The sequence below is a fragment of the Thiomicrorhabdus hydrogeniphila genome (assembly GCF_054656895.1).
On the sequence record NZ_BAAHXL010000001.1, the window covers coordinates 266,255 to 289,284 of the forward strand.

The 23,030-nt window shown below is 37.6% G+C and carries 22 protein-coding genes; 16 read left to right on the forward strand and 6 right to left on the reverse strand.

The genetic code is table 11. The features are described 5' to 3' along the window. The first annotated feature begins 6 nt into the window (after window positions 1-6). From cpaB to ACYQ0E_RS01195, 16 genes are all read left to right on the forward strand, one after another. Window positions 7-891, forward strand: a complete 885-nt coding sequence (gene cpaB / locus ACYQ0E_RS01120; RefSeq protein ID WP_460186423.1) for a Flp pilus assembly protein CpaB — start codon at window positions 7-9, stop codon at window positions 889-891. Further along, window positions 888-2,465, forward strand: coding sequence for a type II and III secretion system protein family protein (locus tag ACYQ0E_RS01125; RefSeq protein ID WP_460186424.1), 1,578 nt, complete (start codon window positions 888-890; stop codon window positions 2,463-2,465). The genes cpaB and ACYQ0E_RS01125 overlap by 4 nt, the downstream gene beginning before the upstream one ends. Next, window positions 2,465-3,736: a CpaE/TadZ family protein gene (locus tag ACYQ0E_RS01130; protein WP_460186425.1), complete on the forward strand. Its 1,272-nt coding sequence runs from the start codon at window positions 2,465-2,467 to the stop codon at window positions 3,734-3,736. Before ACYQ0E_RS01125 ends, ACYQ0E_RS01130 begins: the two co-directional genes overlap by 1 nt. Beyond that, window positions 3,737-5,137 carry a TadA family conjugal transfer-associated ATPase gene (locus ACYQ0E_RS01135; protein WP_460186426.1) on the forward strand — a complete coding sequence of 467 codons (1,401 nt, stop codon included), beginning with the start codon at window positions 3,737-3,739 and terminating at the stop codon, window positions 5,135-5,137. Beyond that, on the forward strand, window positions 5,137-6,078 hold the full coding sequence (locus tag ACYQ0E_RS01140) for a type II secretion system F family protein (protein WP_460186427.1): 942 nt from the start codon (window positions 5,137-5,139) through the stop codon (window positions 6,076-6,078). The genes ACYQ0E_RS01135 and ACYQ0E_RS01140 overlap by 1 nt, the downstream gene beginning before the upstream one ends. A gap of 5 nt (window positions 6,079-6,083) precedes the next feature. Continuing rightward, the gene (locus tag ACYQ0E_RS01145; RefSeq protein ID WP_460186428.1) at window positions 6,084-6,980 is read left to right on the forward strand and encodes a type II secretion system F family protein; all 897 of its coding nucleotides are present in this window, start codon (window positions 6,084-6,086) and stop codon (window positions 6,978-6,980) included. Window position 6,981: 1 nt separating this feature from the next. Further along, on the forward strand, window positions 6,982-7,608 hold the full coding sequence (locus tag ACYQ0E_RS01150) for a tetratricopeptide repeat protein (RefSeq protein ID WP_460186429.1): 627 nt from the start codon (window positions 6,982-6,984) through the stop codon (window positions 7,606-7,608). After that, window positions 7,605-8,969, forward strand: a complete 1,365-nt coding sequence (locus tag ACYQ0E_RS01155; protein ID WP_460186430.1) for a hypothetical protein — start codon at window positions 7,605-7,607, stop codon at window positions 8,967-8,969. The genes ACYQ0E_RS01150 and ACYQ0E_RS01155 overlap by 4 nt, the downstream gene beginning before the upstream one ends. A 742-nt stretch (window positions 8,970-9,711) precedes the next feature. Then, complete coding sequence (locus ACYQ0E_RS01160; RefSeq protein ID WP_460186431.1) at window positions 9,712-10,374, forward strand: MotA/TolQ/ExbB proton channel family protein; 663 nt, start codon at window positions 9,712-9,714, stop codon at window positions 10,372-10,374. After that, window positions 10,374-10,802 carry an ExbD/TolR family protein gene (locus ACYQ0E_RS01165; protein WP_460186432.1) on the forward strand — a complete coding sequence of 143 codons (429 nt, stop codon included), beginning with the start codon at window positions 10,374-10,376 and terminating at the stop codon, window positions 10,800-10,802. Before ACYQ0E_RS01160 ends, ACYQ0E_RS01165 begins: the two co-directional genes overlap by 1 nt. Beyond that, complete coding sequence (locus ACYQ0E_RS01170; RefSeq protein ID WP_460186433.1) at window positions 10,802-11,197, forward strand: ExbD/TolR family protein; 396 nt, start codon at window positions 10,802-10,804, stop codon at window positions 11,195-11,197. Before ACYQ0E_RS01165 ends, ACYQ0E_RS01170 begins: the two co-directional genes overlap by 1 nt. After that, entirely contained in the window at window positions 11,197-12,099 is a 903-nt protein-coding gene (locus ACYQ0E_RS01175; RefSeq protein ID WP_460186434.1) for an energy transducer TonB family protein, read from the forward strand. The genes ACYQ0E_RS01170 and ACYQ0E_RS01175 overlap by 1 nt, the downstream gene beginning before the upstream one ends. 15 nt (window positions 12,100-12,114) lie before the next feature. Further along, complete coding sequence (locus tag ACYQ0E_RS01180; RefSeq protein ID WP_460186435.1) at window positions 12,115-14,439, forward strand: TonB-dependent receptor; 2,325 nt, start codon at window positions 12,115-12,117, stop codon at window positions 14,437-14,439. 56 nt (window positions 14,440-14,495) lie between these two features. Beyond that, complete coding sequence (locus ACYQ0E_RS01185; RefSeq protein ID WP_460186436.1) at window positions 14,496-15,614, forward strand: alpha-hydroxy acid oxidase; 1,119 nt, start codon at window positions 14,496-14,498, stop codon at window positions 15,612-15,614. An 86-nt stretch (window positions 15,615-15,700) separates the two neighbouring features. Further along, window positions 15,701-16,387, forward strand: coding sequence for a Fe2+-dependent dioxygenase (locus ACYQ0E_RS01190; protein ID WP_460186437.1), 687 nt, complete (start codon window positions 15,701-15,703; stop codon window positions 16,385-16,387). A gap of 202 nt (window positions 16,388-16,589) precedes the next feature. Beyond that, entirely contained in the window at window positions 16,590-17,105 is a 516-nt protein-coding gene (locus ACYQ0E_RS01195) for a ferritin (RefSeq protein ID WP_460186438.1), read from the forward strand. A gap of 194 nt (window positions 17,106-17,299) precedes the next feature. Here ACYQ0E_RS01195 and mtnN read toward each other — a convergent pair whose 3' ends face one another. The 6 genes from mtnN to ACYQ0E_RS01225 form a co-directional block, all read right to left on the reverse strand. Then, the gene (gene mtnN / locus ACYQ0E_RS01200; protein WP_460186439.1) at window positions 17,300-17,992 is read right to left on the reverse strand and encodes a 5'-methylthioadenosine/S-adenosylhomocysteine nucleosidase; all 693 of its coding nucleotides are present in this window, start codon (window positions 17,990-17,992) and stop codon (window positions 17,300-17,302) included. Window positions 17,993-18,000: 8 nt separating this feature from the next. Next, the gene (luxS, locus tag ACYQ0E_RS01205) at window positions 18,001-18,522 is read right to left on the reverse strand and encodes an S-ribosylhomocysteine lyase (RefSeq protein ID WP_460186440.1); all 522 of its coding nucleotides are present in this window, start codon (window positions 18,520-18,522) and stop codon (window positions 18,001-18,003) included. A 44-nt stretch (window positions 18,523-18,566) separates the two neighbouring features. Beyond that, window positions 18,567-19,046 carry a hypothetical protein gene (locus ACYQ0E_RS01210; RefSeq protein ID WP_460186441.1) on the reverse strand — a complete coding sequence of 160 codons (480 nt, stop codon included), beginning with the start codon at window positions 19,044-19,046 and terminating at the stop codon, window positions 18,567-18,569. Window positions 19,047-19,215: 169 nt separating this feature from the next. Continuing rightward, the gene (locus tag ACYQ0E_RS01215; RefSeq protein ID WP_460186442.1) at window positions 19,216-20,280 is read right to left on the reverse strand and encodes a zinc-binding metallopeptidase family protein; all 1,065 of its coding nucleotides are present in this window, start codon (window positions 20,278-20,280) and stop codon (window positions 19,216-19,218) included. A gap of 13 nt (window positions 20,281-20,293) precedes the next feature. Then, the gene (locus ACYQ0E_RS01220; protein WP_460186443.1) at window positions 20,294-21,262 is read right to left on the reverse strand and encodes an alpha-E domain-containing protein; all 969 of its coding nucleotides are present in this window, start codon (window positions 21,260-21,262) and stop codon (window positions 20,294-20,296) included. Further along, the gene (locus ACYQ0E_RS01225; protein ID WP_460186444.1) at window positions 21,262-22,710 is read right to left on the reverse strand and encodes a circularly permuted type 2 ATP-grasp protein; all 1,449 of its coding nucleotides are present in this window, start codon (window positions 22,708-22,710) and stop codon (window positions 21,262-21,264) included. Before ACYQ0E_RS01225 ends, ACYQ0E_RS01220 begins: the two co-directional genes overlap by 1 nt. Window positions 22,711-23,030 lie beyond the last annotated feature (320 nt).

Here is a 23,030-nt window from a genome sequence, read left to right on the forward strand (position 1 = left end):
ATTTTTATGAAAATTCAACGCAGTGATTTGATTCTGTATGGTGTTGCTCTGCTCTCATCTTTGTTAGCAGTGAGCTTGGTATATGGTTATGTAGAAAACCGTGTATCAGAAGCACAAAGTCACGCCGAGGTTAAAACAATAACCGTAGTTGAAAAACCAGAATTACGTTCTGTTGTTGTTGCTAATCGTGACTTATATCGTGGTGAAAAAATCAATATTGACGATATTAAAGTGCTGAATGTGCCTACAGAAGGAGTGATTACTTCAGGAGTCGTTACTGATCCCAATAAGATTGTTGGCCATATTGCTAAACAGCATATCTATGCAGGCGAATGGTTGATTGAACAAAAATTTGGTTTAAAAGATGACGATGGTGGTCGTATTGAATCACTCTTAGAAACAGGTAAGCGTGCAATGCGAATTCCTGTATCTGCCGAAAGTGGACTATTGGGTATGCTAAACCCAAGTGATCATGTGGATGTGATTAGCGTGTTTGAAAGTGCCGATGGAAAACGCATGATTAGCCGTACTATTTTGCAGAATATAGAAGTACTTTCTATTGGTCAGACCAATCGTATGGGTCAGTTAAAAAAAGAGCAGCGCCAAGAATCTGAAAAAAATAAAGAAGGTGAAGCTTTTGTAAAAGCCTCAATGGTTGCTCTGAATGTAGATACTCAGCAGGCCGAAAAATTGGCTTTAGCAATGAATGTGGGAGCGGTTCATCTTGCATTACGTGGCCCAGCAGATGTGGCACTGGTAAAAACAGATGGTGTGAATATACAAGTGATGGAACGTGAAAAGCAAAGAGCACCAAAATACAAACCAAAACAACAACGTGATGTCATACAAATTATGCAAGGTGACAAAGTTCAAGAGGTTCTTACACGATGAAATATTTATCTAAATGGTTAACGCCAGCGCTTATAAGTAGTGTTGGATTCACCTTAAGTTTTTGTTCAATGAATGCTGTTGCTGATGTTGCGAAAATGTATAAATTGTTTGAAAGCGATAGCCAAATTATAAAATTTGATAAAGCATTAAAACGTGCTTTGGTTGCTAACCCAGACCTTGCCACTGTAAAGGTGTTGAGTAATAAAGAACTATTAATCACTGGTAAAGAAGCGGGGCGTACCCAGTTAATTGTGACTTATCGTGACACGCCAAATACTGACCATAAAATTGTCTTAAATGTCTCACCAGACCAATCTCGTCGAGATGAGATTGAACAAACTTTAAAAGGTTTATTAGCGAATTTAAATCCAGAAGGAACCGTAAAGTTTGATCTAAAAAATATCTGGATTAACTCTGAAGGATCTGTGCGCAGACAAGTTGATGAGATTGGTAATCAAATTGATGGCGATAGCTCTATAAAACAGGCTAAACGAAAAGACAAAGAGGTCTTGCAAACTGCAACAAATGCAGGGCAGTTAGATGCACAGCCTTTAGCTGGAAACTATATGGTTTTATTGAGTGGTAATGTGCCTAATAAAGCACAGAAAAAACGCATTCAATCGGTTATTTCAGCTTTGGGGTTAAGTGTGGTTAATATGATTAACGTAACTGGGCCACAGCAAATAAAGTTATCTGTTCGCGTTGCAGAAGTCGTAAAAGGCAATCCATTTAGAAGTGGTTTTGCTACAAGAGACAAAAGAGATCGTTTTGGACTTTTTCCACCTGGAAACTTAGGTTCAACCGCAAGCTTTTTATTAAATGTTGAAAACGTTGCAGCAGGTACGACCTCAAGTATGGCTTTTCCACACCCTGACGGCTTTCAGATTGGTATTAATCCAACAGGCAGTGACCTGTTTGGGGTGTTATCTATTTTAGAAGGTAAAAACTTAGCACGCGTTTTAGCTAAACCAGAATTAATTGTGCAATCGGGTGAGACAGCTTCCTTTTTAGTGGGGGGTGAAGTGCCTATTCCTGTTGCTCAGGATCAAAATACCATTACCGTTGAGTATAAGGAGTTTGGTGTTCGTTTACGTTTCAGTCCTATTATTACTGAATCGGGAGATATACAGATGACTGTTGCCCCTGAAGTTAGCAATATTGATTCAAGTGCTGGCTATCAATCTGGAAATATTGTGGTGCCAGGCTTCCGTTCTCGAAAAACGAATACAACCATTACGATGAAAGCGGGGCAGAGTTTTGTTATTGGTGGTTTGATTCAAGATAACCTTTCCAGTTCTGTTTCCAAAGTGCCGTTTTTGTCAGACATTCCTATTATTGGTACTTTATTTAGATCAACGAGTTATGAAAAAGATCAATCAGAGCTGGCTATTTTAGTCACACCAACTTTTGTTACACCGATTGAAAAAAATAAAAAAGTCATTTTGCCAGGAGAAAACATGGATCGTCCTAGTGCGTTTAACGGTTTTTGGCATGGAAAAATTGCAAAACTTCTTCCCGAAGGTGAGAGTGTTTTGCCTGAAACCTCCGTCAAAATTGGCTTGGAGACTCCATAATGACTAAGTTATCTACAAGTGAGATTGCACTTAAGCAGGTTCTGTATTTTGGTTGTGATAAAGACTTAATGGAGGCAGTGAGAGATTCTATTAAGTCTAAATATGGCCTTCAATCTATGGACGATATTCCTCATATATGGCCTGAAGAAATTGATTTGGTTTTTCTTGAGTATAGCGATGATTCAGTTGCAACCTTGGCAAAAATTAATCAGATTTTGACTTTGGCAAAAGGCGTGCCTCTTTATGTTTTACTGAAGAATAAAGATGCCGATTTTATTATTGAGGCCTCGCATCAAGGTGTGCAAGGGTTTATAGAGTGTCCTAATGAAGTGTTACATATTCTTTCTATTTTGCATATGCAAGATAGAAGACGATTAGGTAAAAACGGTAATGTTTCTTCGTTATTTAGTTTAAAAGGAGGGGTTGGCTGTACAGCAATAGCCACCAATTTGGCTTCACATTTAAATGATATGACCGAGGGTAGAACGGTATTAGTTGATTTAAATATGCCATTGGGTGATACCGTTTTATATCTTAATATGGAAGGTCAACGTCTGTATTCGTTAACGGATTTTGTTTATAACTTAAATCGATTTGACGAAAACTTAATATATAAATCTCTTAGCCAGCATGAATCCGGTTTATATATTCTTTCTTTACCTACCGATGTAACTGAGCTCGAAAACTTAAATGGCAATGTTATCAAAACCATTATTCAATCTTTAAGGGTTTATTACGACCATGTAATTATTGATTGTGCCAGTGATTTATCAGACATGACGATAAGCTGTTTGGATGAGTCTGATAATATTGTGTTAGTTTCAGAACCATCTCTTTCTTCGCTTAGAGCGGTGAATTCTACTTTGCAACTCACGCAAAAATTGGGTTATGTCAAAGAGTCAATTAAATTAATCATAAATCGAAGCTCTAGAGATGATGATGCAATGTTAAATGAAGTGATTCATTCATTTGATGTTGATAACCTTATTAAAGTGAATAACGCCTATGTCGATTTTAATGAATCATTAAAAGAAGGCGTTTTACTTAAAGACTATAACCCGGATTCAGTGGTTAATAAACAGTTACACAATATCGCTAATATGTTGCATAACGGTAGTGTTTCTCAACAAATTGATGAGCAAACAGAAGGTGTATATTTTACGAAAAGTTGGTTTAGTAAAATATTTAATAAAGAGAATAAATCCACGCGAGTGGAGCAAAACTCAGAAAAAGGTATAAAGGTTTTAAACGACAAAATGGTGGTGTCTTAAATGAGACTGCAAGATCGTTTAAAGCAGGCCGAAAATCACCGCGAATCAACCCCGCAGACAGGTGATGTAAGTAAAGGCCAGGTGAGTATAAAGCGCGGTTTATCTGAATCTAATCTAGCTCAAAATCCTACGTTGCTAGAAATTAAAAAACGATGTCAAAAAAAGGCCGCAGAAGATGAGGCCTTTTATCAAGCTGACAGTAAAGAAACTCGTCAAGAATTACGTCCTCGCCTAGAAGAATTAGTTAGAGAGCATGCCGCTGATTTAGGCTACCCGCTTTCTGAAATAGAAGTTCGTCAATTAGGGATTGAACTATTAGACGAAATTTATGGTTTAGGTCCTATTGAGCCTTTATTAACTGATCCTAGCATTTCAGATATTTTGATAAATGGTTATAACCAAATTTACGTTGAACGTAGCGGCCAGCTTGAGCTATCTGATGTTCGATTTATCAGTGAAGAGCATCTGCGAAATAAAGTCGATCGTATGCTTTATGCCACAGGACGACGTGTTGATGAGTCTTCACCTTTGGTTGATGCCCGTTTACCCGATGGTTCACGTATAAATATCATTATTCCACCATTGGCGGTTGATGGTATTAGTGTCTCTATTCGTCGTTTCCCTGAAAAGCATTTACGACCGCAAGACCTTATCTCGTTTGGTTCTATGACAGAACAAATGTTTACCTTTTTAGATTATGCGGTTAAAGCGGGCTTAAACATGTTGGTTTGTGGTGGAACGGGTTCGGGTAAAACCACTACTTTAAATATGCTTTCGGGTTTAATTCCAGAAAATGAACGTACGGTTACGATTGAAGATAGTGCTGAATTACGTATGCAGCAAACCCACGTTGTTCGTTTAGAAACTCGTCCTCCTAACGCCGAGGGAGTGGGGGAAGTTACGCAACGTGAATTACTTAAAAATGCTCTCCGTATGCGCCCAGACCGAATTGTTTTGGGTGAGGTTCGTGGAGGTGAAGTGCTTGATATGTTGCAAGCCATGAATACAGGCCATGATGGCTCTTTAGCAACGCTGCATGCTAACAACCCACGAGATAGTATCGCTCGTCTTGAACTAATGATTAACCTTAGTGGTGTTGATATCCCCGCCGCATCTATTCGTAAACAAATTGCCAGTGCAATTGATTTAATTATTTATGTTAACCGCGGTAAAGACGGTAAACGTCGTGTTGAGTCGGTAACAGAAGTGGTAGGTATTGAAGAAGAAAATGTGGTGTTACAAGAAATTTTTGTGTTTGAAAATAAATACGACAAAGTTACTGGTAGCATGCGTGGCCAATTTAAAGCCACTGGGTTACGCCCAGCGTGTAATAAAAAATGCGAGTCAGTGGGTTACACACTTCCAAATGATTTATTTAGCTTTTCACAGGATGTTTTTTAATGGATTTAGGTTTTGTGATTGTCGCATTAGCGATTATTTTTCCGATTTTATTGGTTAGTTTTACGCTTTCAGCTCAACAACAACGTCAAAAGCAACAGCAAATAAAGTTATTGATGTTAAGAGTCGGCATGCAGTCTGAAAAAGCCAAAACGTTAACAAATCAACTGATGTTAAATAAAGATAAAAATTGGTTTATATGGTTAACAGGGCTGTTTAAAAAAGCAGGGATCTCAAATAAACGACACATAATATTATTAATGGTTATTCAGGCATTTATGCTGTTTCTTAGTGCCTTTGTCTTATCCACTCAATTTAATACCCTTACAGATAAACATATTATTTCAAGCGTGTTATTGCCACTGTTTCCAGCCGTTTATCTGTTTATTAAAATTCGTCAACGCCAAACAGAGCTTCGTAAGCAGTTTCCAGAAATGCTCGATTCAATTGTTCGTTCACTGCATTCAGGCTACGGAATTGATGGCGCGATTGGTGCAATTGGCGAAGATATGAATGGTGCCTTAGCTGAAGAGATGAAAGAGGTTAATAAACAGCTGGTATTAGGAATAAGCATGCGTGATATTTTAAGAGAGTTTCAACGCAGAGTGGCCCTACCAGAAGCCCAATATTTTGTTATTACATTAATCATTCAGCGTGAAACAGGTGGGCAGCTTGCGTCTATTTTGGCTGAACTTTCAAGGTTAATGCGTCGTCGGGATAACTTTCAAGCAAAACTTAAAACGTTAACGGCAGAATCACGTTTTACAGCTTGGTTTATTGGCGGAGCTCCTATCCTTTATATTTTGTATAAATACGTTTTTGATAAAGATTCAATGAACTTTTTCTTGTACGACCCTCTTGGTTTTAAACTTTTTATATTTTCGTTAATTATGATTGCAGCCGGGATTTTAATTCTGCGTTACATGTTAAAAATGAGATTTTAATTCAAATGAATATCGCAATATTGTTATTAATTGTTGGTTCTTTATCATTTTTTTCCGTTTGGTTATTGGTGAAGCGAGTGATGAATTTACAAGCCAAGCAAATTGAAATTGAACACCTAAAGTCTAGAGTTGGGTTGAACAATAAATACAGCATAGAAAAACAAAGTTTTTCAAATTGCTGGTGGTGTACTTTGGGTAAAGCATTCGCCCCTAAAAGCGCAAAAGAACTCGCTAAAACACAACAGCAATTAGTCAGTGCTGGATTTCGTAATGACAAAAATATAGGTGGTTATTTTTTTATTAAATACAGTGTCTTGCTGATGACTATTTTAGGCATGTTAGCCTTATGGAGCTGGTTTTCGGTTAGTTTAGAATGGGCTATTTTAGCCGTTATTATTATGATTTTATTACCTGAAAAAGTATTGATTTATTTAGGAAAAAAACGTTTGGAGCAGGTCAGTACCAATTTACCCGACTTTTTAGATATGTGTAACGTCTGTATGAATGCTGGTTTAAGTTATTTGGTTGCCATTAAACGTGTTTCTCAAGAACTTAAAGAGGTTCATCCAGAAATTTCTTATGAGTTTGAGTATCTTTTAGAGCAAATTCAAATAGGGGTAGCTCGTACTGATGCGTTGCGTCAGTTTGCACAGAGAAACCCTACCAAGGATATTCAAAATTTAGTGCAAGTATTGATTCAGAATGAAAAGTTAGGGAGTTCAATAAGTGAAGCACTTAATGGTTTTTCTCGACGAATGTATGAAGAAAGAGAGCAGTTTTTAGAAGAAAAGGCAGCCAAAACCTCAGCCAAAATGGCTGTGGTGATTATGCCTTTTTTAATGGTGCCCTATTTGATTTTGCTGGTGAGTGAACGAATGGTCATGATGGGTCGAGGATTTTAAAATGAATTTAAAAAATAAATTAACCATATTATTAAGTGGTTTAGCTATTGCCTTCTTAGGGGGGTGTTCACAAACCCCCTCTAAATTAGCCGACATGCAAAAACAAGCTTATCAACAACCGCAATCAAAACCTTTGGCAACAGATTTAGATGATAAAGATGAATATGAGTTTGCCATGGATTTAGCACGCTTAGAAATCAAACGTCAGCGTTATGATCGTGCTGAAGGTTTATTACAAAAACTCAGAAAAATCGATCACAACGACAACCGTACTTATCGTTTATTAGGTCAAGTTTATGAAGCTCAAAATAAGCCTGATTTGGCATTAGTTGCCTGGCAGCAAGTGAATAAATCAACGAATAAAACCACTAAAGATGAAGCGCAATTAGCACGTTTAGCCTTGATGCAAAATCAATTTTTGCTTGCAAATTCAATTTACCAGGCCTGGTTAAATTCAGATAATGTGGTTGTTCAAGTGAGTGGATTAAACAACTTGGGCTTTTCATCTATGTTGCAGCAAAAATATGCCAAAGCCAAAACCTATTTTAAACAGGCCTTGCAAAAAGACCCATTAAATAGCAAAGCAATGAACAACTTAAAATTGCTTAATACGATGGCTGAACGATGATGAAATTAGTAAACAATATATATAAACAACGTGGATCCGTGACTATTTTGGGTGCTGCGGCTATTGGACTTGGGTTGTTTGGATTTAATCAAGTTCTGCAATATGGTAATGCCAAACTACTTGATCGCGAATTAGATAATTATGCGCGCACAGTCGCTAATGTGGCCTTGCGTTCAGAGTTAGCCATAACCAAAGCGGGTATTGATGCCGGCACAATGAGTGTTGACCAAACCAATACTGTTGTTGACAGTTTGCTTACGGAAGTCAATATGTATGCAAACTCAACCGATAATCATGCAGCTAATCTTTTTAAAAAAATTACGTTTGGTAATTTGGATGCAAATGGCGATTTTAAACCTTTAGGTAGTAATGCAAGTAATCCAAAAGCCGCACAAACGCCTGAGGATTTTAGTGCCGTTGCCGTTCAGCTTTGGAGTACTTCAAGTTTTTACAGTTTTACCCCGCAAGGTAAAGCGATATATGGTTTGTCTGATTCTGATCAAAATGCAGATTCTAGTTGTTATTGTAAAAATCGTTATACCGCGTGTTTAGATATGGATTTAACGGCAGCAGATTTAAGCCCAATTCCGTTATCAGAAGCGGCTTTGATTGCCGTTAAAGGGTCTGATGAACGCAAAAATTATTGCAACTATGGTTATACGGCTTCAAAATCCAGTAATGTAAACTCAACCAAATACCCTTGGGCTCAATTTGATGATGGTTGGATAGGGCGTGAACCTGATACGAGCGATTTTTTTATTTTTTATTCAAAAGGTTATAGTGATAGTGCTTTTTCTAAAATTTTAGAACATAAACCGTTAGCAATTGATGATGGCGAAGATCCTTTATATAAAACGGGTGGTATGTTTTCTGCAATGAAGGATATGATGACGGCTTTTATGCCCTGGAGTTCATCAGATGAAAAAATTGCTTATGAACAAGACCAAAGCACCTTTAGAAAGTATGAAATATCCCCTTCCTCAGCAAAGAGTGACTATCGTTGTTCAGGCTCGTTTTCTGTAAAGTCTTGTAGTAATTTTTTTGTTTCCTCTCTTTCAAATGTTGTATTGGATGACAGCTTTTACGTTGGATATAAAGGCACCTGTATTGCTAGTACCAATAAGGCAAATTCAAGCATGTCACGTTGTCTTTCTTATAATGACAGTGGTACAGAGCGTTATGAAAGCTGCTTAGATATTTCACGTAGAAGTGCTTTGCATATGAATTTCTTTCAGCGAATGATGTCTTTTTTCTTTGGTCCAATTCTTGACTGGGAACGTTCTTACGAAGGGTTAGATTGTGAAATGAAAAAAATGAAGTATGTCGGTTGGATGTTTTGGGGTGGTTGGGAAGACGTTTAACCAGGCCTGGTAAATTAAAAAACCCTAGGTTTTTAAATAAAATTAAAACCTAGGAAAGAGAGGGTATTAGAGCAATACCCCGGAGGAAAAACCTTATAAAACCTTTGTTTTATAAGGTTTTTTTATTTTCATTACGTGAATATACTAGCATTGTTATGGCGTGATTTATTGGGTTTATTTTTGTTACGTAATAGAATTGTTTAATGGGTTTGTAATATAGAAATTTAGTCCTAAATATAAGGCTTTTAATACATTATTGTGTTTATATTGAATAGTCTATTTAAAGAGAATCCTTTCAGGATTTAGCGATAAATACGGTTGTTAAACCATTGTTATTTGGAAAGGTTTGCTAATTTACCAGGCCTGGTAAAATCAAAACAAACGATAAAAATGCCCGCTAATTTAATGAAATAACGGCTTTTTGTGTAAACGCTAAATGCACGAATAAAGTAAAGACGTTAATTCACTCTAAATAGGCTTAATTTAACCTAATCTAACTTAATCTCTGCTTTCACTCGTGCAAAGGTTTCTATAAATGATTCTATTTATCTTTATTTTATTACCTTTTTGTTAGGTCGCATCCTCAATCACCTTTTATCTCTCCCTTATAAAATTATTTAATTTATAAATAAAATACTTTGATTAATGATAATCGTTATTATTTGAAAATGAGTAGCTTTTCCTTTTTTTAGTGTGTAGAATGCGAATCATTATCAGTAACGTTATTACTTGAGGTTTTTTTATGATTCAGGATTTATTCGCATTTTTAAACTTTGGCGGGCCTGTTGTTCTTATTTTGATTGGCTTTTCTGTTGTGGCTACCACCTTGGCTTTATTAAAGCTGTGGCAGTTTTTTCGTATGCGAAAAGTGAAAGGCGCTGAACCGAGTGAACTGATTAGTCTGGTTGAAAAATCAGAGATCAGTCAGGCCAAACTCATGAGTAAAGGGCAGGTAAATCCACGTGCAAAACTGATTTCGCAAGCAGTTGATTTATTTGAAAAGCAGTCCATGTCCGTTGCTGATATTAAACAAGAGCTGGCACGCAGTGCACGGCAAAGTATTGCAAAACTGGATGACTATTTAAGACCTTTAGAAGTCATTGCTACCATTGCGCCGTTACTTGGGTTGTTTGGTACGGTTTTGGGCATGATTGAGGCTTTTCAGGCAATGGAGGCGGCAGGTAAAAATGTGAATCCAGCCATTTTATCGGGTGGTATTTGGCAAGCCTTATTAACCACGGCGGTAGGACTTGCTGTTGCCATTCCTGTGTCTATGGTTCATAGCTATTTTGAACGTAAAGTTGAGCGTGAAACTCTAGCGATTCAGGATGATTTAGCCCGTATATCAACACATTTTTCTAGCAAGATGGCGCATAAAAAATCAGCCAGCATGGAAAACGTTTAATGAACTCCGTTATTGCTTATGTCCCTAGAAGACGCCGGATTGGTCTAACAGCACTGATTGATGTTGTTTTTATTATGTTGATGTTTTTTATGCTGACATCCAGTTTTGAACAGTGGAAAACCATTCAGATTGATAGCCCTGTAAGTGAAGTACAAACATCAACACCTACATTGCCACAATTTATTGTGTTAACAACTGAAGGACTGGTATATCCGCTACACAAAGCAGACCAGTCGGTGTCATTTTTAGAATTATCGACAAATGTATGGGGCGATTTAGAGAGTACGCGCCCAGTGCTACTTTTACCTGCTCCTGAAGTTAAGTTGCAATTAATGATTTCTGTTATTGAAAAATTACGTGAGATTGGATTGAGCGAAGTCTCACTAGGAGACCCTTATCAAGAAGATTCGGCAGAGGGAAATAAATAATGGATTTAAAGCTTTTTGAGCGCCGCCGTCCTAACGCGGAAGACAGCTTAATTCCTCTAATTAACATTGTCTTTTTATTGTTGATATTTTTTATGGTTGCTGGGCAAATCAGTGCAACAGATACACAAGAAATTACGCCACCAAGCAGTTCAAGTGAAACGCCTTTAGATAGAGATAATTGGGTAATTCAAATTAATGCACAGCAAGAGATTTTGCTTAATGACAAGCCAATTAGGTTGGCAGAGTTGGTTGTGGGTGATAAGCCATTGGAACAAGTGGTTATTAAAGCAGATCAAAACACCACTGCAAAAACATTACACCCAGTATTACAAGCTTTGCGTGAGCAAGGAGTAAAAAACATATTGCTGTATAGCCAATTACAGGATTCTGAATAATGTCACGTACATTCGTTATCGCTTTATTTACAGCCTTAGTTTTACATATAGCGGGTGTTTACGCTATTTATAAAATGCCAGAAAACAAAGTACCTAATATGGCTGAAGATGAAGGTAAAGGTGGGATTAAAGTGGGCTTGGGTATGCAGGGCAGTTACCAAGAAATTTTGCACCCACCAAAACCAAAGGTTGAAAAAAAAGCGGTTGAAGAACCTGTAAAAAAACCAGTTAAAAAAGTTGTAGTAAAAAAAGAGAAGGTAAAAAAGGCTGAAGTTAAACCAAAACCCAAGGTTAAGCCAAAGCAACAGATTGAAAAAAAGGTGATAACTAAAAGCGTTACTCAGCCAGTTCCTAAAATAAGCAAGTTGACTAATAAACCCAAAAAGGCGATTGAAGTTGCTGAACAGGCAGAGCCAAATCAAAAGCTGACTAAAGATGAAGTTGCTATAGAAACTCAGCCTGTTGAACCTACAACAACACAAAAAGTGCAAAAGACAGAACAACCCGCAGAGCAATCTGTGGCACAAAAAACAAAATCATTGCCACAAATGAACAAGGCGACAGGGTCAAAAAGTGACCGTCGTTCAGGGAGTAAAACAGGCAATGTAAAAAGCTATTTTGCAGAATTAACGCATTGGTTAAATCAGCATAAAGAATACCCTGTTGAGCTTAAAAAAGCGAAACAGCAAGGTACGGTTGAGGTGCAGTTTACCTTTACCAAAGATGGGAATATTACCCATTCTAAAATTAAAAAATCATCGGGTAATGCCAAATTAGATCAAGCCGCATTAGATATGTTGCAAAAGGCTAATCCATTACCTCCAATACCAAAATCGTTTGGACGGGATTCGTTGACGATAGCGATACCGGTCGAATACTCATTAATAACCAATAAGTTATAAAGTTAAGGGGACAATATGACTAATTTAGTAAAAAGACAGGTGCTTAAGCCTAAGAGTTTGCGCACAGAAAAATCAGGCAAAATGCCAAGTGGTAAAAGCGTTTTAGCGTTAAGTATTTCATCTATTTTAACAACAGGCGCTTTTGCTCAAGACGATGTTATTAATTTGGATACTTTACAAATTGAAGAACGTACAATTGATACAAATCCCTACGCAGAACCTGGTGCGCCTTATAAAGCTAAATTTTCGGGTGATAGCCGTCATGTAAAACCATTAGCTGAAACACCACAAACCATTACGGTTTTAACCAAAACTCAAATCGATGAGTCTGGTAAAACAGACCTAAAAGAAATTTTACAAGCACAACCAGGTATTACCATTGGTACCGGTGAAAACGGTAATGCATTTGGTGATCGTTATATTATTCGTGGTCATGAAGCACGCAGTGATGTGTTTGTTGATGGTTTAAAAGATCCAGGGATGACCATTCGTGAAAGTTTTGCCACTGAACAAGTTGAAGTGACTAAAGGGCCAAGTTCAACATTTGCAGGTAGAGGTTCAACGGGTGGGGCAATCAATAGCGTAACCAAACAAGCGAGTACTGAATATGATTTTACTAAAATAAAAGGGGGTATCGGTACTGACGATTACCGTCGTTATGAACTGGATGCTAACCATAAGTTTAACGATGAATTTGCGGTACGTTTAAACCTTTTAGATCATTCTGAAACAGTACCAGATCGCTCGCCAGCAGAAAGAAAACGTCAAGGTTTTGCTCTTTCTAGTGTATATGAACCAAGTGATAAATTGCAAATTACTGCAGATGTTTATCACTTAGAAGCGAATGATAAGCCTGATTTAGGTGGCTATATTAAAGATAATGAACCGCATGGCGATATTCCGGTTTATTTACAAGATCAAGATTTCTTAAAATCGAATGTTGATACAGGAACATTGCGTGTTAAATATAAAGTCAATGACTCTGTTCGTGTAGAAAACTCGACACGTTACGGTACAACAAGTAACGGTTATGTTGCGACAGGAATGAAAGGTACAACAACCGATGCAACAGACCCTAATGGGGTGTATGAAACTCAGTCATTAAGTACACACCAAGGTTGGCAAGATGTTTCGTATTTTGTAAACCAACTCAATACGTTTGTTGAAAAAGAGATTGGTGGCTTAAAGAACGAAATGGTTTTTGGCGTTGAATTTTCAGACATGCATGTAAAAAATGGGGTGTATGACATTAATAACACCGGAGTCACTAACTGTATTGTTAATGGAAGAGGTGGCCCTACAGCAAGTTATTGTGCACAAGATATCAACGGCAATACCATTGCTAACTTAAACGGCGTAATGGGTCGCAGTATTTCTAAAGGTGACTATGACTCAGATTATAATATTAAAACGACATCCTTATCGGCAATGGATACGGTAGAAGTAACGGATGCTTTATCGGTTTTTGCTGGTATTCGATTAGATCACTTTGATTATACAAACAAAATACAACGTAGTGGTGTGGTGACTAAATACAGCTATTCTGATGATTTATGGAACGGGCACTTAGGTGCGGTTTATAAAATTAATGAACAGGGTAATATTTACGCCAGTTATAGCACCGCAGCAAATATTAATGGTGGTGAGTCAGATGTGGGTACCAACAGTGGTTATGGCGGTTTAGTGGTATATGACGGTAGCGTTGCAAGCGCAAAACCAGAAACCACCGAAAGCTATGAATTAGGTACTAAGTGGAATATCTTTAATGAAAAACTACTGGCAACAGCCGCCGTTTTTCAAATTACCAAGTCTGATGTAATGGAAGGGGCTGATTATGATTCTGTGGGTACATTTAATACAGGCAAAAACCAAGTAAGAGGGATTGAGTTTGGCTTGAGTGGTAACTTAACAGATAAACTTTCAGCACAAGCTGCATTAACGTTTATGGAAGCTGAGGTACTTAAATCAAATACGCCAGCTAATGAAGGTAAAACATTAAGTAATTTCGCAGATAACTCTGCCTTTTTACAGTTACGTTACCAAGCGACACCTAAGTTTTCATTTGGTGGAAGCGCAACCTATTCAAGCGAAAGTTATGCAGGTCAGCCAGATACCGCGGCAGGTTATAACAGTACAACTGGCGAATACAGTGTAAAAATTCCTGGCTATACTGTTTATGATGCTTTTGCGAGTTATGACGTAACGCCTAAATTATCTACCCGTTTAAATATTGGTAATATTACCGACGAAACTTATTATTTAGCGGCATACAGAAGCGGTTCATTTGCTTACCTTGGTGATAGTCGTAATGTTCAATTAACTGTTGAATATGAGTTTTAAATAACCATTTAAAGAGACTTTTATGATTAAAGTTTCACAAATTAAAGATGACTAAAATGACGATTGAACCTTTATCACCCGCGTTACAGACCATTTCTAATGAGATATTTTGTGCTCAGGATTATGAGGTTCTTTCTAAAAAGTTTATACAACCCGCTACTTATGCCTATATTTCAGGGGGTAGCGGTCAAGATTTGACGTTATTAGCAAACGTAAATAGTTTTAAAAACCGTCAAATCTTTCCTCGAATTTTGCAGGATTGCGCACAAGGATCGACCCAAACAAAAATACTGGTCCATTCGCTGCGTTCTCCTATTTTATTGGCGCCAGTTGCCTATCAAAAGCTGGTTCACCCACAAGGTGAATTAGCAACGGCACAAGCGGCAGAAGCTATGAATACACCGCTTATTTTAAGCACACTGGCAAGCCAAACATTAGAAGATGTTGCCCAACAAACAGAGCAAATAAAATGGTTTCAGTTGTATTTTCAACCTACAGCTGAAGCAACGCTTGCTCTTGTAAAACGGGCTGAACAAGCAGGTTATTCTGCTTTAGTAGTCACATTAGATGCAACCATACAAGTAGCCAGTATTCAGGCTAAGAAAGCGGGTTTTGTTATGCCACAAGAATTGATGGCGGTAAATGTTCAAAATCAATTGAACCTTGAGCAAAGGACATTAACTAGCGATGACAGTATGGTTTTTCAAGGCATTATGGCCGACGCACCGCAATGGCAAGATCTGCAATGGTTACAGACACAAACTACACTCCCAATTATCGTTAAAGGGGTTATGCATCCCGAGGATGCAGTAAGTTTAAAAGAGATGGGTATTGCTGGAATTGTGGTTTCTAATCACGGTGGGCGAGGGCTAGATGGCGCACCAGGGAGTTTGGATGTTTTACCTCTTATAAGAAAAGCAGTTGGTAAAAACTATCCTTTATTATTTGACGGTGGCATTCGTTCAGGCCAAGATATTTTTAAAGCATTAGCACTCGGCGCCAATAGCGTACTGATTGGGCGCTTACAAGTTTATGCTTTAGCAGTATCTGGTGCTTTGGGAGTTGCCCATCTTCTTAAATTATTACAAGAAGAGTTAGAAGTTTGCATGGCTATGGCGGGCTGTGCCAGTATTGAAGATATTAATCAACAGGCACTTTATGAACATCGTTTCTGATTCTTTTGTGTGTAAAAAGTTGGATTAAATTAAACAGATACTGCATTTACAGCTTGCAAAACAAACGCTAAAAATAAGGAAAAAAGATGATTTCTATTATTGAACAAGTACTGACTCAAGATGAAGTCGCGCAATTTCGCCAACATTTAGATAGCAGTTCTGAATGGCAAGATGGATTAAGCACTGCAGGTACCTTGTCGGGTTCGGTAAAACGTAATTTACAGATTAATGAATCTTCTGATATTGCGGTTTCTTTAGGAAATCATATTTTGACAAAGTTGGGCAATAATCCGGACTTTATATCCGCCGCCTTGCCTAATAAAATTTATCCACCAAAATTTAACTGTTATCAAGATGGTGGTTATTATGGTGAACATGTTGATAGCGCTATTATGCAAGTACCTGGTACCAACATAATGATTAGAAGTGACTTATCTGCCACACTATTTTTATCCGAACCCGAAGATTATGCAGGGGGTGAATTGGTTATTGAAGACCAATATGGTGCACAGCAAGTAAAGCTAAAAGCAGGGGATATGGTGCTTTATCCATCAAGTAGCCTACACCATGTTACCCCTGTAACGGAAGGCGCGCGTATCTCATCATTTTTTTGGATGCAGAGTTTAATTAAAGAAGAACAAGCCAGAACCATGTTGTATGACCTTGATCAATCTATTCAATCTTTATCGCTTGAAAAAGCCAAAGACGATTCTGATTTACTACGTCTTACCGGTGTTTATCACAACCTGCTTAGACGTTGGTCTGATGTATAAATGAATAAATGATGACTTTTACCAATGTTTAATAGAATTAAGTTGTAAAATTTTGAACGTATTTTTTGTTTTTAAATTGGACGCTAATGCTAATTTTGGTTTTGTAGCGTTCTAATTTCACGTTTGAAAAATTTTCTATTTCAAGCCTTATTAAAAAAGCAGAATGACCTCGTTTTTAGGACATTTGTTAAGGAGAGTTTTTATGTTAAAACCAGAAATGATTACCGATTTAAACAAGCAAGTTACCGCTGAAATGTACGCTTCAAACCTATATCTACAAATGTCGGCATGGTGTGAAACGCATGGCTTAGCTGGTGCCGGAGCCTTTTTTAGACAGCATGTTCCAGAAGAGTTAGCCCATCGTGACAAATTAATTGATTATTTAATTGAGTGCGATGCAACCGTTGTGATTGGCGGTGTTGATGCACCACCAACGGAGTTTAAAAATTTGGTAGATGTGATTAATAAAGCATTTGAACATGAGCTTAAGGTTACTCAAATGATTAATGCTTTGGCTGAAAAAGCAATGGATTTAAAAGACTACAACACCTTTAATATGTTGCAATACTTTATTGCTGAACAGCGTGAGGAAGAAGGCTTGTTCCGTGGAATTTTAGACCAAGTGAAGTTAGTGGCTTTTAAAGGTGAAAATGGCGAAGCCATGTATATGATTAACCAATATTTGCATCGTTTAGCGACAAATAATAATATTTCTTAAGGTATTAAATACCTATAACAGGCTGGTATATTAAGATTTCATTCTTATGTTTTTAGTTTTACCAGGCCTGGTATACCCAGTGGATAATATTGCTTTACTAAGCATAAGGTAAATTAAAAAACCTATAAAAACGCCCGCTAATTTGAATAAATTGCGGGCGTTTTTTTGTGCAAATATCTCAGATATTAAATAGATTAAATGCGGTCTAACATACCTAATATGACTTTAGCGGAGTGAGTGGCGGCTTGCTCTAGGTATTGTTCAAAGGTTTTGGCGTTTTCTTTACCAGCAATATCTGACAAAGAGCGAATAATCACAAACGGTTTGTCAAAGGTATGACAAACTTGAGCTACTGCCGCTGCTTCCATTTCACAAGCAATCATTTCAGGGAAGTTTTTGCGTGTGTTGTTTACATCTTCTGGCTGATGCATAAAGCGGTCACCCGTAGCAATTAAACCATGCATATGAGTCACTTCTTTTAGTGATTCAATGCTGTTTTTTGCAGCATCAATAAGTATTTGATCTGGCAAAAAACAGGCTGGCAGGCCTGGTACTTGTCCAAGGTCATATCCAAACGGTGTTACGTCAACATCATGGTGGCAAACAGAGCTACTAATCACAATATCACCGACTTCTAAATCGGTATGAAAACCACCCGCAGAGCCGGTGTTAATAACATAATCAGGGTTAAAAACCTGCAATAGAATGGCGGTGCTAATCGCGGCGTTAACTTTACCAATACCAGAGCGTAACAAAACTATTTGCTTGTCGGCAATTTGTCCAATGTAGTATTCAAAACCAGCGTAAATTTCGGTAGTTTGATTTTCTAGCTTGCTACGAAGTAGAGTAACTTCTTCTTCCATAGCGCCAATAATAGCGATTTTCATGCTGTTTTCTAAACCTCGTTACCAAGCGATTTAAGTGTGTCTTCACTTAATGCGATATCAGCATTTTTGTTAACACCAATACCGTGGTCGATAATACCTTGAGCAATCGCTTTAGCTTCTTCTAAAGAGTGCATAACAAACGTACCGCATTGGTATTCGTTAAGTTCTGGAATATCTTCCATGCGTTTTACTTCAAGCACATCTTTCATTGAGGCTAACCAAGCTGTGGCTACACGGTCTTCTGCTGGAGAACCTAATAAGCTCATGTAAAAACCAGTACGACAACCCATTGGTGAAATATCAATAATTTCTACGCCGTCACCATTTAAGTGGTTACGCATAAAACCAGCAAATAAGTGTTCTAAAGTGTGAATCCCTTTTTCGCTCATCATATCTTCATTTGGCTTATTAAAACGTAAGTCAAACACTGTGATTGTGTCACCAGAAGGTGAAGTCATTGTTTTGGCAACACGTACGGCTGGTGCATTCATAATCGTGTGGTCAACGGTAAAGCTGTCTAGTAATGGCATAGTGGTTTCCTAATATTAAGTGACTTAGTGAAAATTAATGTTTGTTATTGTGGCAATGGATGGGTGTCATTATTGCGGTCTAGCTCTTTTTTAAGCTGCCAGCCATTGTCGGTGTTAATAAATAAGTAGTGCTTTTCAAAATCAAGTTGATCGCCTTTTTGAAAGGCTGGCATAGCTAGTTTTAGCATGCCCATTGACATGGTGCTGGTAATTTTTTCTATGCCCGACATACTTGTATCGTTCATGATGCTTTTGGCATAGTCTTCTAAAGAGGTTAAAGCGGTACCCGTAATGGTTAGTTCGGCCACATAGTGGGTGTCATTTTGTTTGTAACCATTGTTTTTAATAACATTGCTGGCCGTAAATAACCCACTGTATTCTTTATCAAAGTATTGCGCCGCCATGGTCTTTACGTCACTTTCTGAGGGTTTTGAATCACCAAAACAAGCGGTTAAAGAAACCATTATGGCAAGTAATAAAGCCATAATAGGAAGCTTTATTAGTGAACTTTTTATTTGAATCATTTTATTTCCTTTTTTGCCCTTATATAACAAAGCAATTAAACAATCACTTTATGTAAAGGTTGTTTGAATAAAAAGCGGAGTTTGAGTGCGCAATAATTTCATGGCTTTTAAAAAAACCAAGGATAACATAATCTAATAAGCAGGGTGAAATGAGTTAATAAGGTTTTACTTATTTTGGTGGCTGACTATGATTGCTTGGAAAATCTGCATAGCCGTCAATCAGTGAATCAATAAACTCTAATTTATTACGTACAATTTGTGTTAAAACAAAAGGATAGGCGTCCGTTAATCCCATGCTGCGGTTTAAAGCATTCATGATTTGTGCCACTCTTGCCCATTCAGAAAACCAGCTATTAAAGTCATTGATTTTTGGTTCATAGCTACTCAGACCATAACTTACAGCAGTTTCTAAAGTGTCAACAATATGTAAGTAATGTGCCCAGGTTTCCGCCCAGTCTTCAAATGGATGGCTACTGGCGTAAGGTGAAATAAATTGACTACTTTTAAAATTGGGTTTTTTATGTTGATAGTAGCGCTCTAAAGCTTGTTGATAATCTTGTCGTTCGTCGCCAAATAATTCTCTAAAGGCACGTAATTGGTAGTCAGTCTGAACGAGTTGCTTCCAGTAATAATGACCTACTTCATGTCTAAAATGACCGAGAATAGTGCGGTAAGGTTCGCCCATTTGCTCTTTCATAACGTGCAAAAAGCCTTCATCTGCTTCAGCCGCATTAATGGTGATTACACCATCAGAATGGCCGGTTAAGACACAATCAATATTGACATTGGGATTTGTGCGTTTATCTTCTAAAAAATCAAAGGCCAGCCCACCTTCTTTTTCGCGGTAGTTTTCAATAGGTAAATTTAGGCTAATTAATGTTGAAATTAATTGACGTTTAGCACGTTCAATAATTAACCAACGTTGGTTATTTTTAGGTATGGATAGGTCAGGAATAAAACGTGTCGTTTTGCAAGAAATGCACTGCACGTCATTTTCAGAAGAAACAGCCCAATTACAATGAATAGCACTGGTTCTGTTATTACAAGGCTTAAGAATAAAAGGCGCTTCTTTAGAACCGCTATTATTAGAGTGTGCTACAAAACGGGTGTCAGTAAGCACACCGCTCCACATTGTTTGGGCGACGGGGTCGTAAATTAAGTCACGACCACATTTGTCGCAAAATGCATTATTAAAGAAAATCTCATGTTTGCATTGGCAATAAAACCGCTTCAACTTCTTATAATCCTTACTGTGTTTGCTGTGGGGTGTCTGGAAGTACAATAACAGGGTGAAACCAGGTACGGTAAAACTCTTTATGTATTAAAGACAGATGCATTTGAATGTCATCTAAATAGTTATGTAACACGGGAGAGCCAATTTCAAACGGAATTTTTTGATGAATCAGGTCGAGTAAGTTATCAATCGCCTTAGTTACATCGGTTGATCCTGGCAGTGTAGCAACTTGCGTTTGCATCATACCAACGCAGTGTTTAATAGAACGAAATAAAAGCGGATCATTGACTAGAAAGCGAATAACCGATTTTCCATTGATTTCTATTTGCACTGCTTGACGATACATAAAGTAAGCGCTGACGGATTTTAATATATTTGCCCACAAGATATTGTCAAATTGTTTAATTTCTTGAGATTCTAATTCTTCTTGCGCCACAAAAAAACCACCAACATCTAAAATACGAGATGTCATATCGGCTCTTTCTATGGCGGTACCCAATTGTAAAAACTGAAAGGTTTTATTTAAACGCATCGTACCGTCCATCATGCCAGCAATGGCTTGGCATGAACGGATAATTTGCTCTAATAAAGTGTTACGTTTGCTTCGGGTATTAAAATCTTCCTGATTGTCTTTTACTAAAAGGTACAGTTCATTGACATAAATCCAGGCTTCTCTAGGTAAACTATCACGTGTGGTGCGCACGTTTTCTCTTGCCCACCAAAGTGAAGAGAGCAATGAAGCGGAGTTATCTTTGTCGCCTAAAATTGCCCAGCAACAATTTTTTTCTGTTTTAGCATCGTAATGCTCGTTAAAAAAGTCTTCATTATCGGTAATTTGGATTAATGTAAACCAAGATAATTTAACCGATTTAGGCATATCAAACATCAGTTGTGAATGCACTTTAGCAAGTCGTGCCGTGTTTTCAATGCGTTCAATGTAACGAGCTAACCAATATATTCTTTCTGCAACACGTGATAGCATTATTTATCCTCCAGTTTTACAACCCAAGTGTCTTTACTGCCGCCACCTTGTGACGAATTTACTACCAGCGAACCTTTAACCATGGCAACGCGTGTTAAGCCTCCAGAGGTGACATAACTGTGTTCGCCGTGCAATATAAAGGGCCTTAAATCAACGTGTCGACCTTCAAGCCCATCTTCGCAAAGAGTGGGCACGGTAGAGAGTTTTAAAGTAGGTTGTGCGACATAATTTCTAGGGTTTTCTTGTATCAATTTACTAAAGGTATCTAGCTCTTCTTGACTGGCTTTAGGGCCAATTAATAAACCGTATCCGCCGGATTCATTAGCGGGTTTAACCACGAGTTCATTAAGATGCTCAAGCACATATTCTCTATCTTCTGGCTTACTGCAAAGGTAGGTTGGTACATTAGAGATTAAAGGTTCTTCTTTTAGGTAAAAACGAATAATGTCAGGTACGTAAGCGTAAAGCACTTTATCGTCGGCCACGCCACAACCTGGCGCATTGGCAATACCAATATTGCCTTTGCGCCAAGCGCGCATAAGGCCGGGTACGCCTAAGGCTGAATCTTCACGAAATACTTCGGGATCAATAAAATCATCGTCAATACGTCGATAAATAACGTCTACTTTTTGTGGGCCATCAATATTGCGCATGTAAACACAATCATCATCACCTACAATTAAATCACTCCCTTCAACTAACTCAACCCCCATTTCATGGGCTAAAAAGGCATGCTCATAATACGCCGAGTTAAAGATACCCGGTGTTAATACCACAATTTCTGGGTCGTCAGAATCGGTAGGTGAAATAGAACGCAACATTTTAAGCAATTCATAAGGATATTGGTTCATAGGTTGAATATTAATGTCTTGAAATGCTTCTGGCATAGCCGCTTTAGAAACGGCACGGTTTTCTAACATATAAGAAACACCAGAAGGAACACGCAGATTATCTTCTAAAACATAAAAAACGCCCTCATCATCACGGACTAAGTCAGAGCCACAAATACAGGCCCAAGCATGATGTTTTAATTTCATGCCTCGACTTTCTTCGCGGTAGTCTTTTGAGGTAAGGATAATATCCGCAGGCACAATGCCTTCTTTAAGAATGTTTTGATCGTTATAGATGTCTTCTATAAATAAGTTTAAAGCTTTAAGACGCTGTTTTAGACCTTCGGCCACTTTATCCCACTCGGAAGATTCAATGGTTCTAGGTATTAAATCAAAAGGCCATAAGCGATCAATATTGCCTTTATCACTATAAATCGTAAAAGAGATACCCATTTGGGCAATGGTTTTTTCTGCCGTTTGTTGGCGTAAACCTAATTCTTCATAACCGAGGTTATTAAGATGTTGAAACAGTTCTTTGGCAGCTAATCTTGGCATTTTAGTCGAATCAATCGATTCATCATAAAAGTCGGTGCTTGAGTAGTTTTTTTCTATTTGCATATTGACCTCACTTTTTAAATGCGTACAGCAAATAGTACGTATTTCTATGATAAGTTAATAAATATCAATAAGATATTAAATTAAATTACTTTTTACAGGCCTGTATACGGAGGCGTAAAATCTCTTTTTGCACCAAAATGGTGATAGCGGTATTTTTTAGGGATGTTTTTTGTGTCATTTTTTTAGGCTTTTATGGGGTTTTTAAATAAAAAAATACATAACAAATACTTTACGCTTATTTTTGGGTTATTAAGAATAATCTAGTTTAAATTATTGATATAGTAGTTTTTATTGTATTTTTTACTAAGTAGTAAATAGGT

Bases quoted from the DNA above. Each gene is read 5' to 3' on its own strand.
- ACYQ0E_RS01165 (WP_460186432.1), top strand. From the start codon at position 10,374: ATGAACTCCGTTATTGCTTATGTCCCTAGAAGACGCCGGATTGGTCTA.
- ACYQ0E_RS01170 (WP_460186433.1), top strand. From the start codon at position 10,802: ATGGATTTAAAGCTTTTTGAGCGCCGCCGTCCTAACGCGGAAGACAGC.
- luxS (WP_460186440.1), bottom strand. From the start codon at position 18,522: ATGCCATTACTAGACAGCTTTACCGTTGACCACACGATTATGAATGCA.
- ACYQ0E_RS01190 (WP_460186437.1), top strand. From the start codon at position 15,701: ATGATTTCTATTATTGAACAAGTACTGACTCAAGATGAAGTCGCGCAA.
- ACYQ0E_RS01195 (WP_460186438.1), top strand. From the start codon at position 16,590: ATGTTAAAACCAGAAATGATTACCGATTTAAACAAGCAAGTTACCGCT.
- ACYQ0E_RS01220 (WP_460186443.1), bottom strand. From the start codon at position 21,262: ATGCTATCACGTGTTGCAGAAAGAATATATTGGTTAGCTCGTTACATT.
- ACYQ0E_RS01160 (WP_460186431.1), top strand. From the start codon at position 9,712: ATGATTCAGGATTTATTCGCATTTTTAAACTTTGGCGGGCCTGTTGTT.
- mtnN (WP_460186439.1), bottom strand. From the start codon at position 17,992: ATGAAAATCGCTATTATTGGCGCTATGGAAGAAGAAGTTACTCTACTT.
- ACYQ0E_RS01225 (WP_460186444.1), bottom strand. From the start codon at position 22,710: ATGCAAATAGAAAAAAACTACTCAAGCACCGACTTTTATGATGAATCG.
- ACYQ0E_RS01185 (WP_460186436.1), top strand. From the start codon at position 14,496: ATGACGATTGAACCTTTATCACCCGCGTTACAGACCATTTCTAATGAG.
- ACYQ0E_RS01210 (WP_460186441.1), bottom strand. From the start codon at position 19,046: ATGATTCAAATAAAAAGTTCACTAATAAAGCTTCCTATTATGGCTTTA.
- ACYQ0E_RS01150 (WP_460186429.1), top strand. From the start codon at position 6,982: ATGAATTTAAAAAATAAATTAACCATATTATTAAGTGGTTTAGCTATT.
- ACYQ0E_RS01180 (WP_460186435.1), top strand. From the start codon at position 12,115: ATGACTAATTTAGTAAAAAGACAGGTGCTTAAGCCTAAGAGTTTGCGC.
- ACYQ0E_RS01155 (WP_460186430.1), top strand. From the start codon at position 7,605: ATGATGAAATTAGTAAACAATATATATAAACAACGTGGATCCGTGACT.
- ACYQ0E_RS01135 (WP_460186426.1), top strand. From the start codon at position 3,737: ATGAGACTGCAAGATCGTTTAAAGCAGGCCGAAAATCACCGCGAATCA.
- ACYQ0E_RS01140 (WP_460186427.1), top strand. From the start codon at position 5,137: ATGGATTTAGGTTTTGTGATTGTCGCATTAGCGATTATTTTTCCGATT.
- ACYQ0E_RS01130 (WP_460186425.1), top strand. From the start codon at position 2,465: ATGACTAAGTTATCTACAAGTGAGATTGCACTTAAGCAGGTTCTGTAT.
- cpaB (WP_460186423.1), top strand. From the start codon at position 7: ATGAAAATTCAACGCAGTGATTTGATTCTGTATGGTGTTGCTCTGCTC.
- ACYQ0E_RS01175 (WP_460186434.1), top strand. From the start codon at position 11,197: ATGTCACGTACATTCGTTATCGCTTTATTTACAGCCTTAGTTTTACAT.
- ACYQ0E_RS01125 (WP_460186424.1), top strand. From the start codon at position 888: ATGAAATATTTATCTAAATGGTTAACGCCAGCGCTTATAAGTAGTGTT.
- ACYQ0E_RS01145 (WP_460186428.1), top strand. From the start codon at position 6,084: ATGAATATCGCAATATTGTTATTAATTGTTGGTTCTTTATCATTTTTT.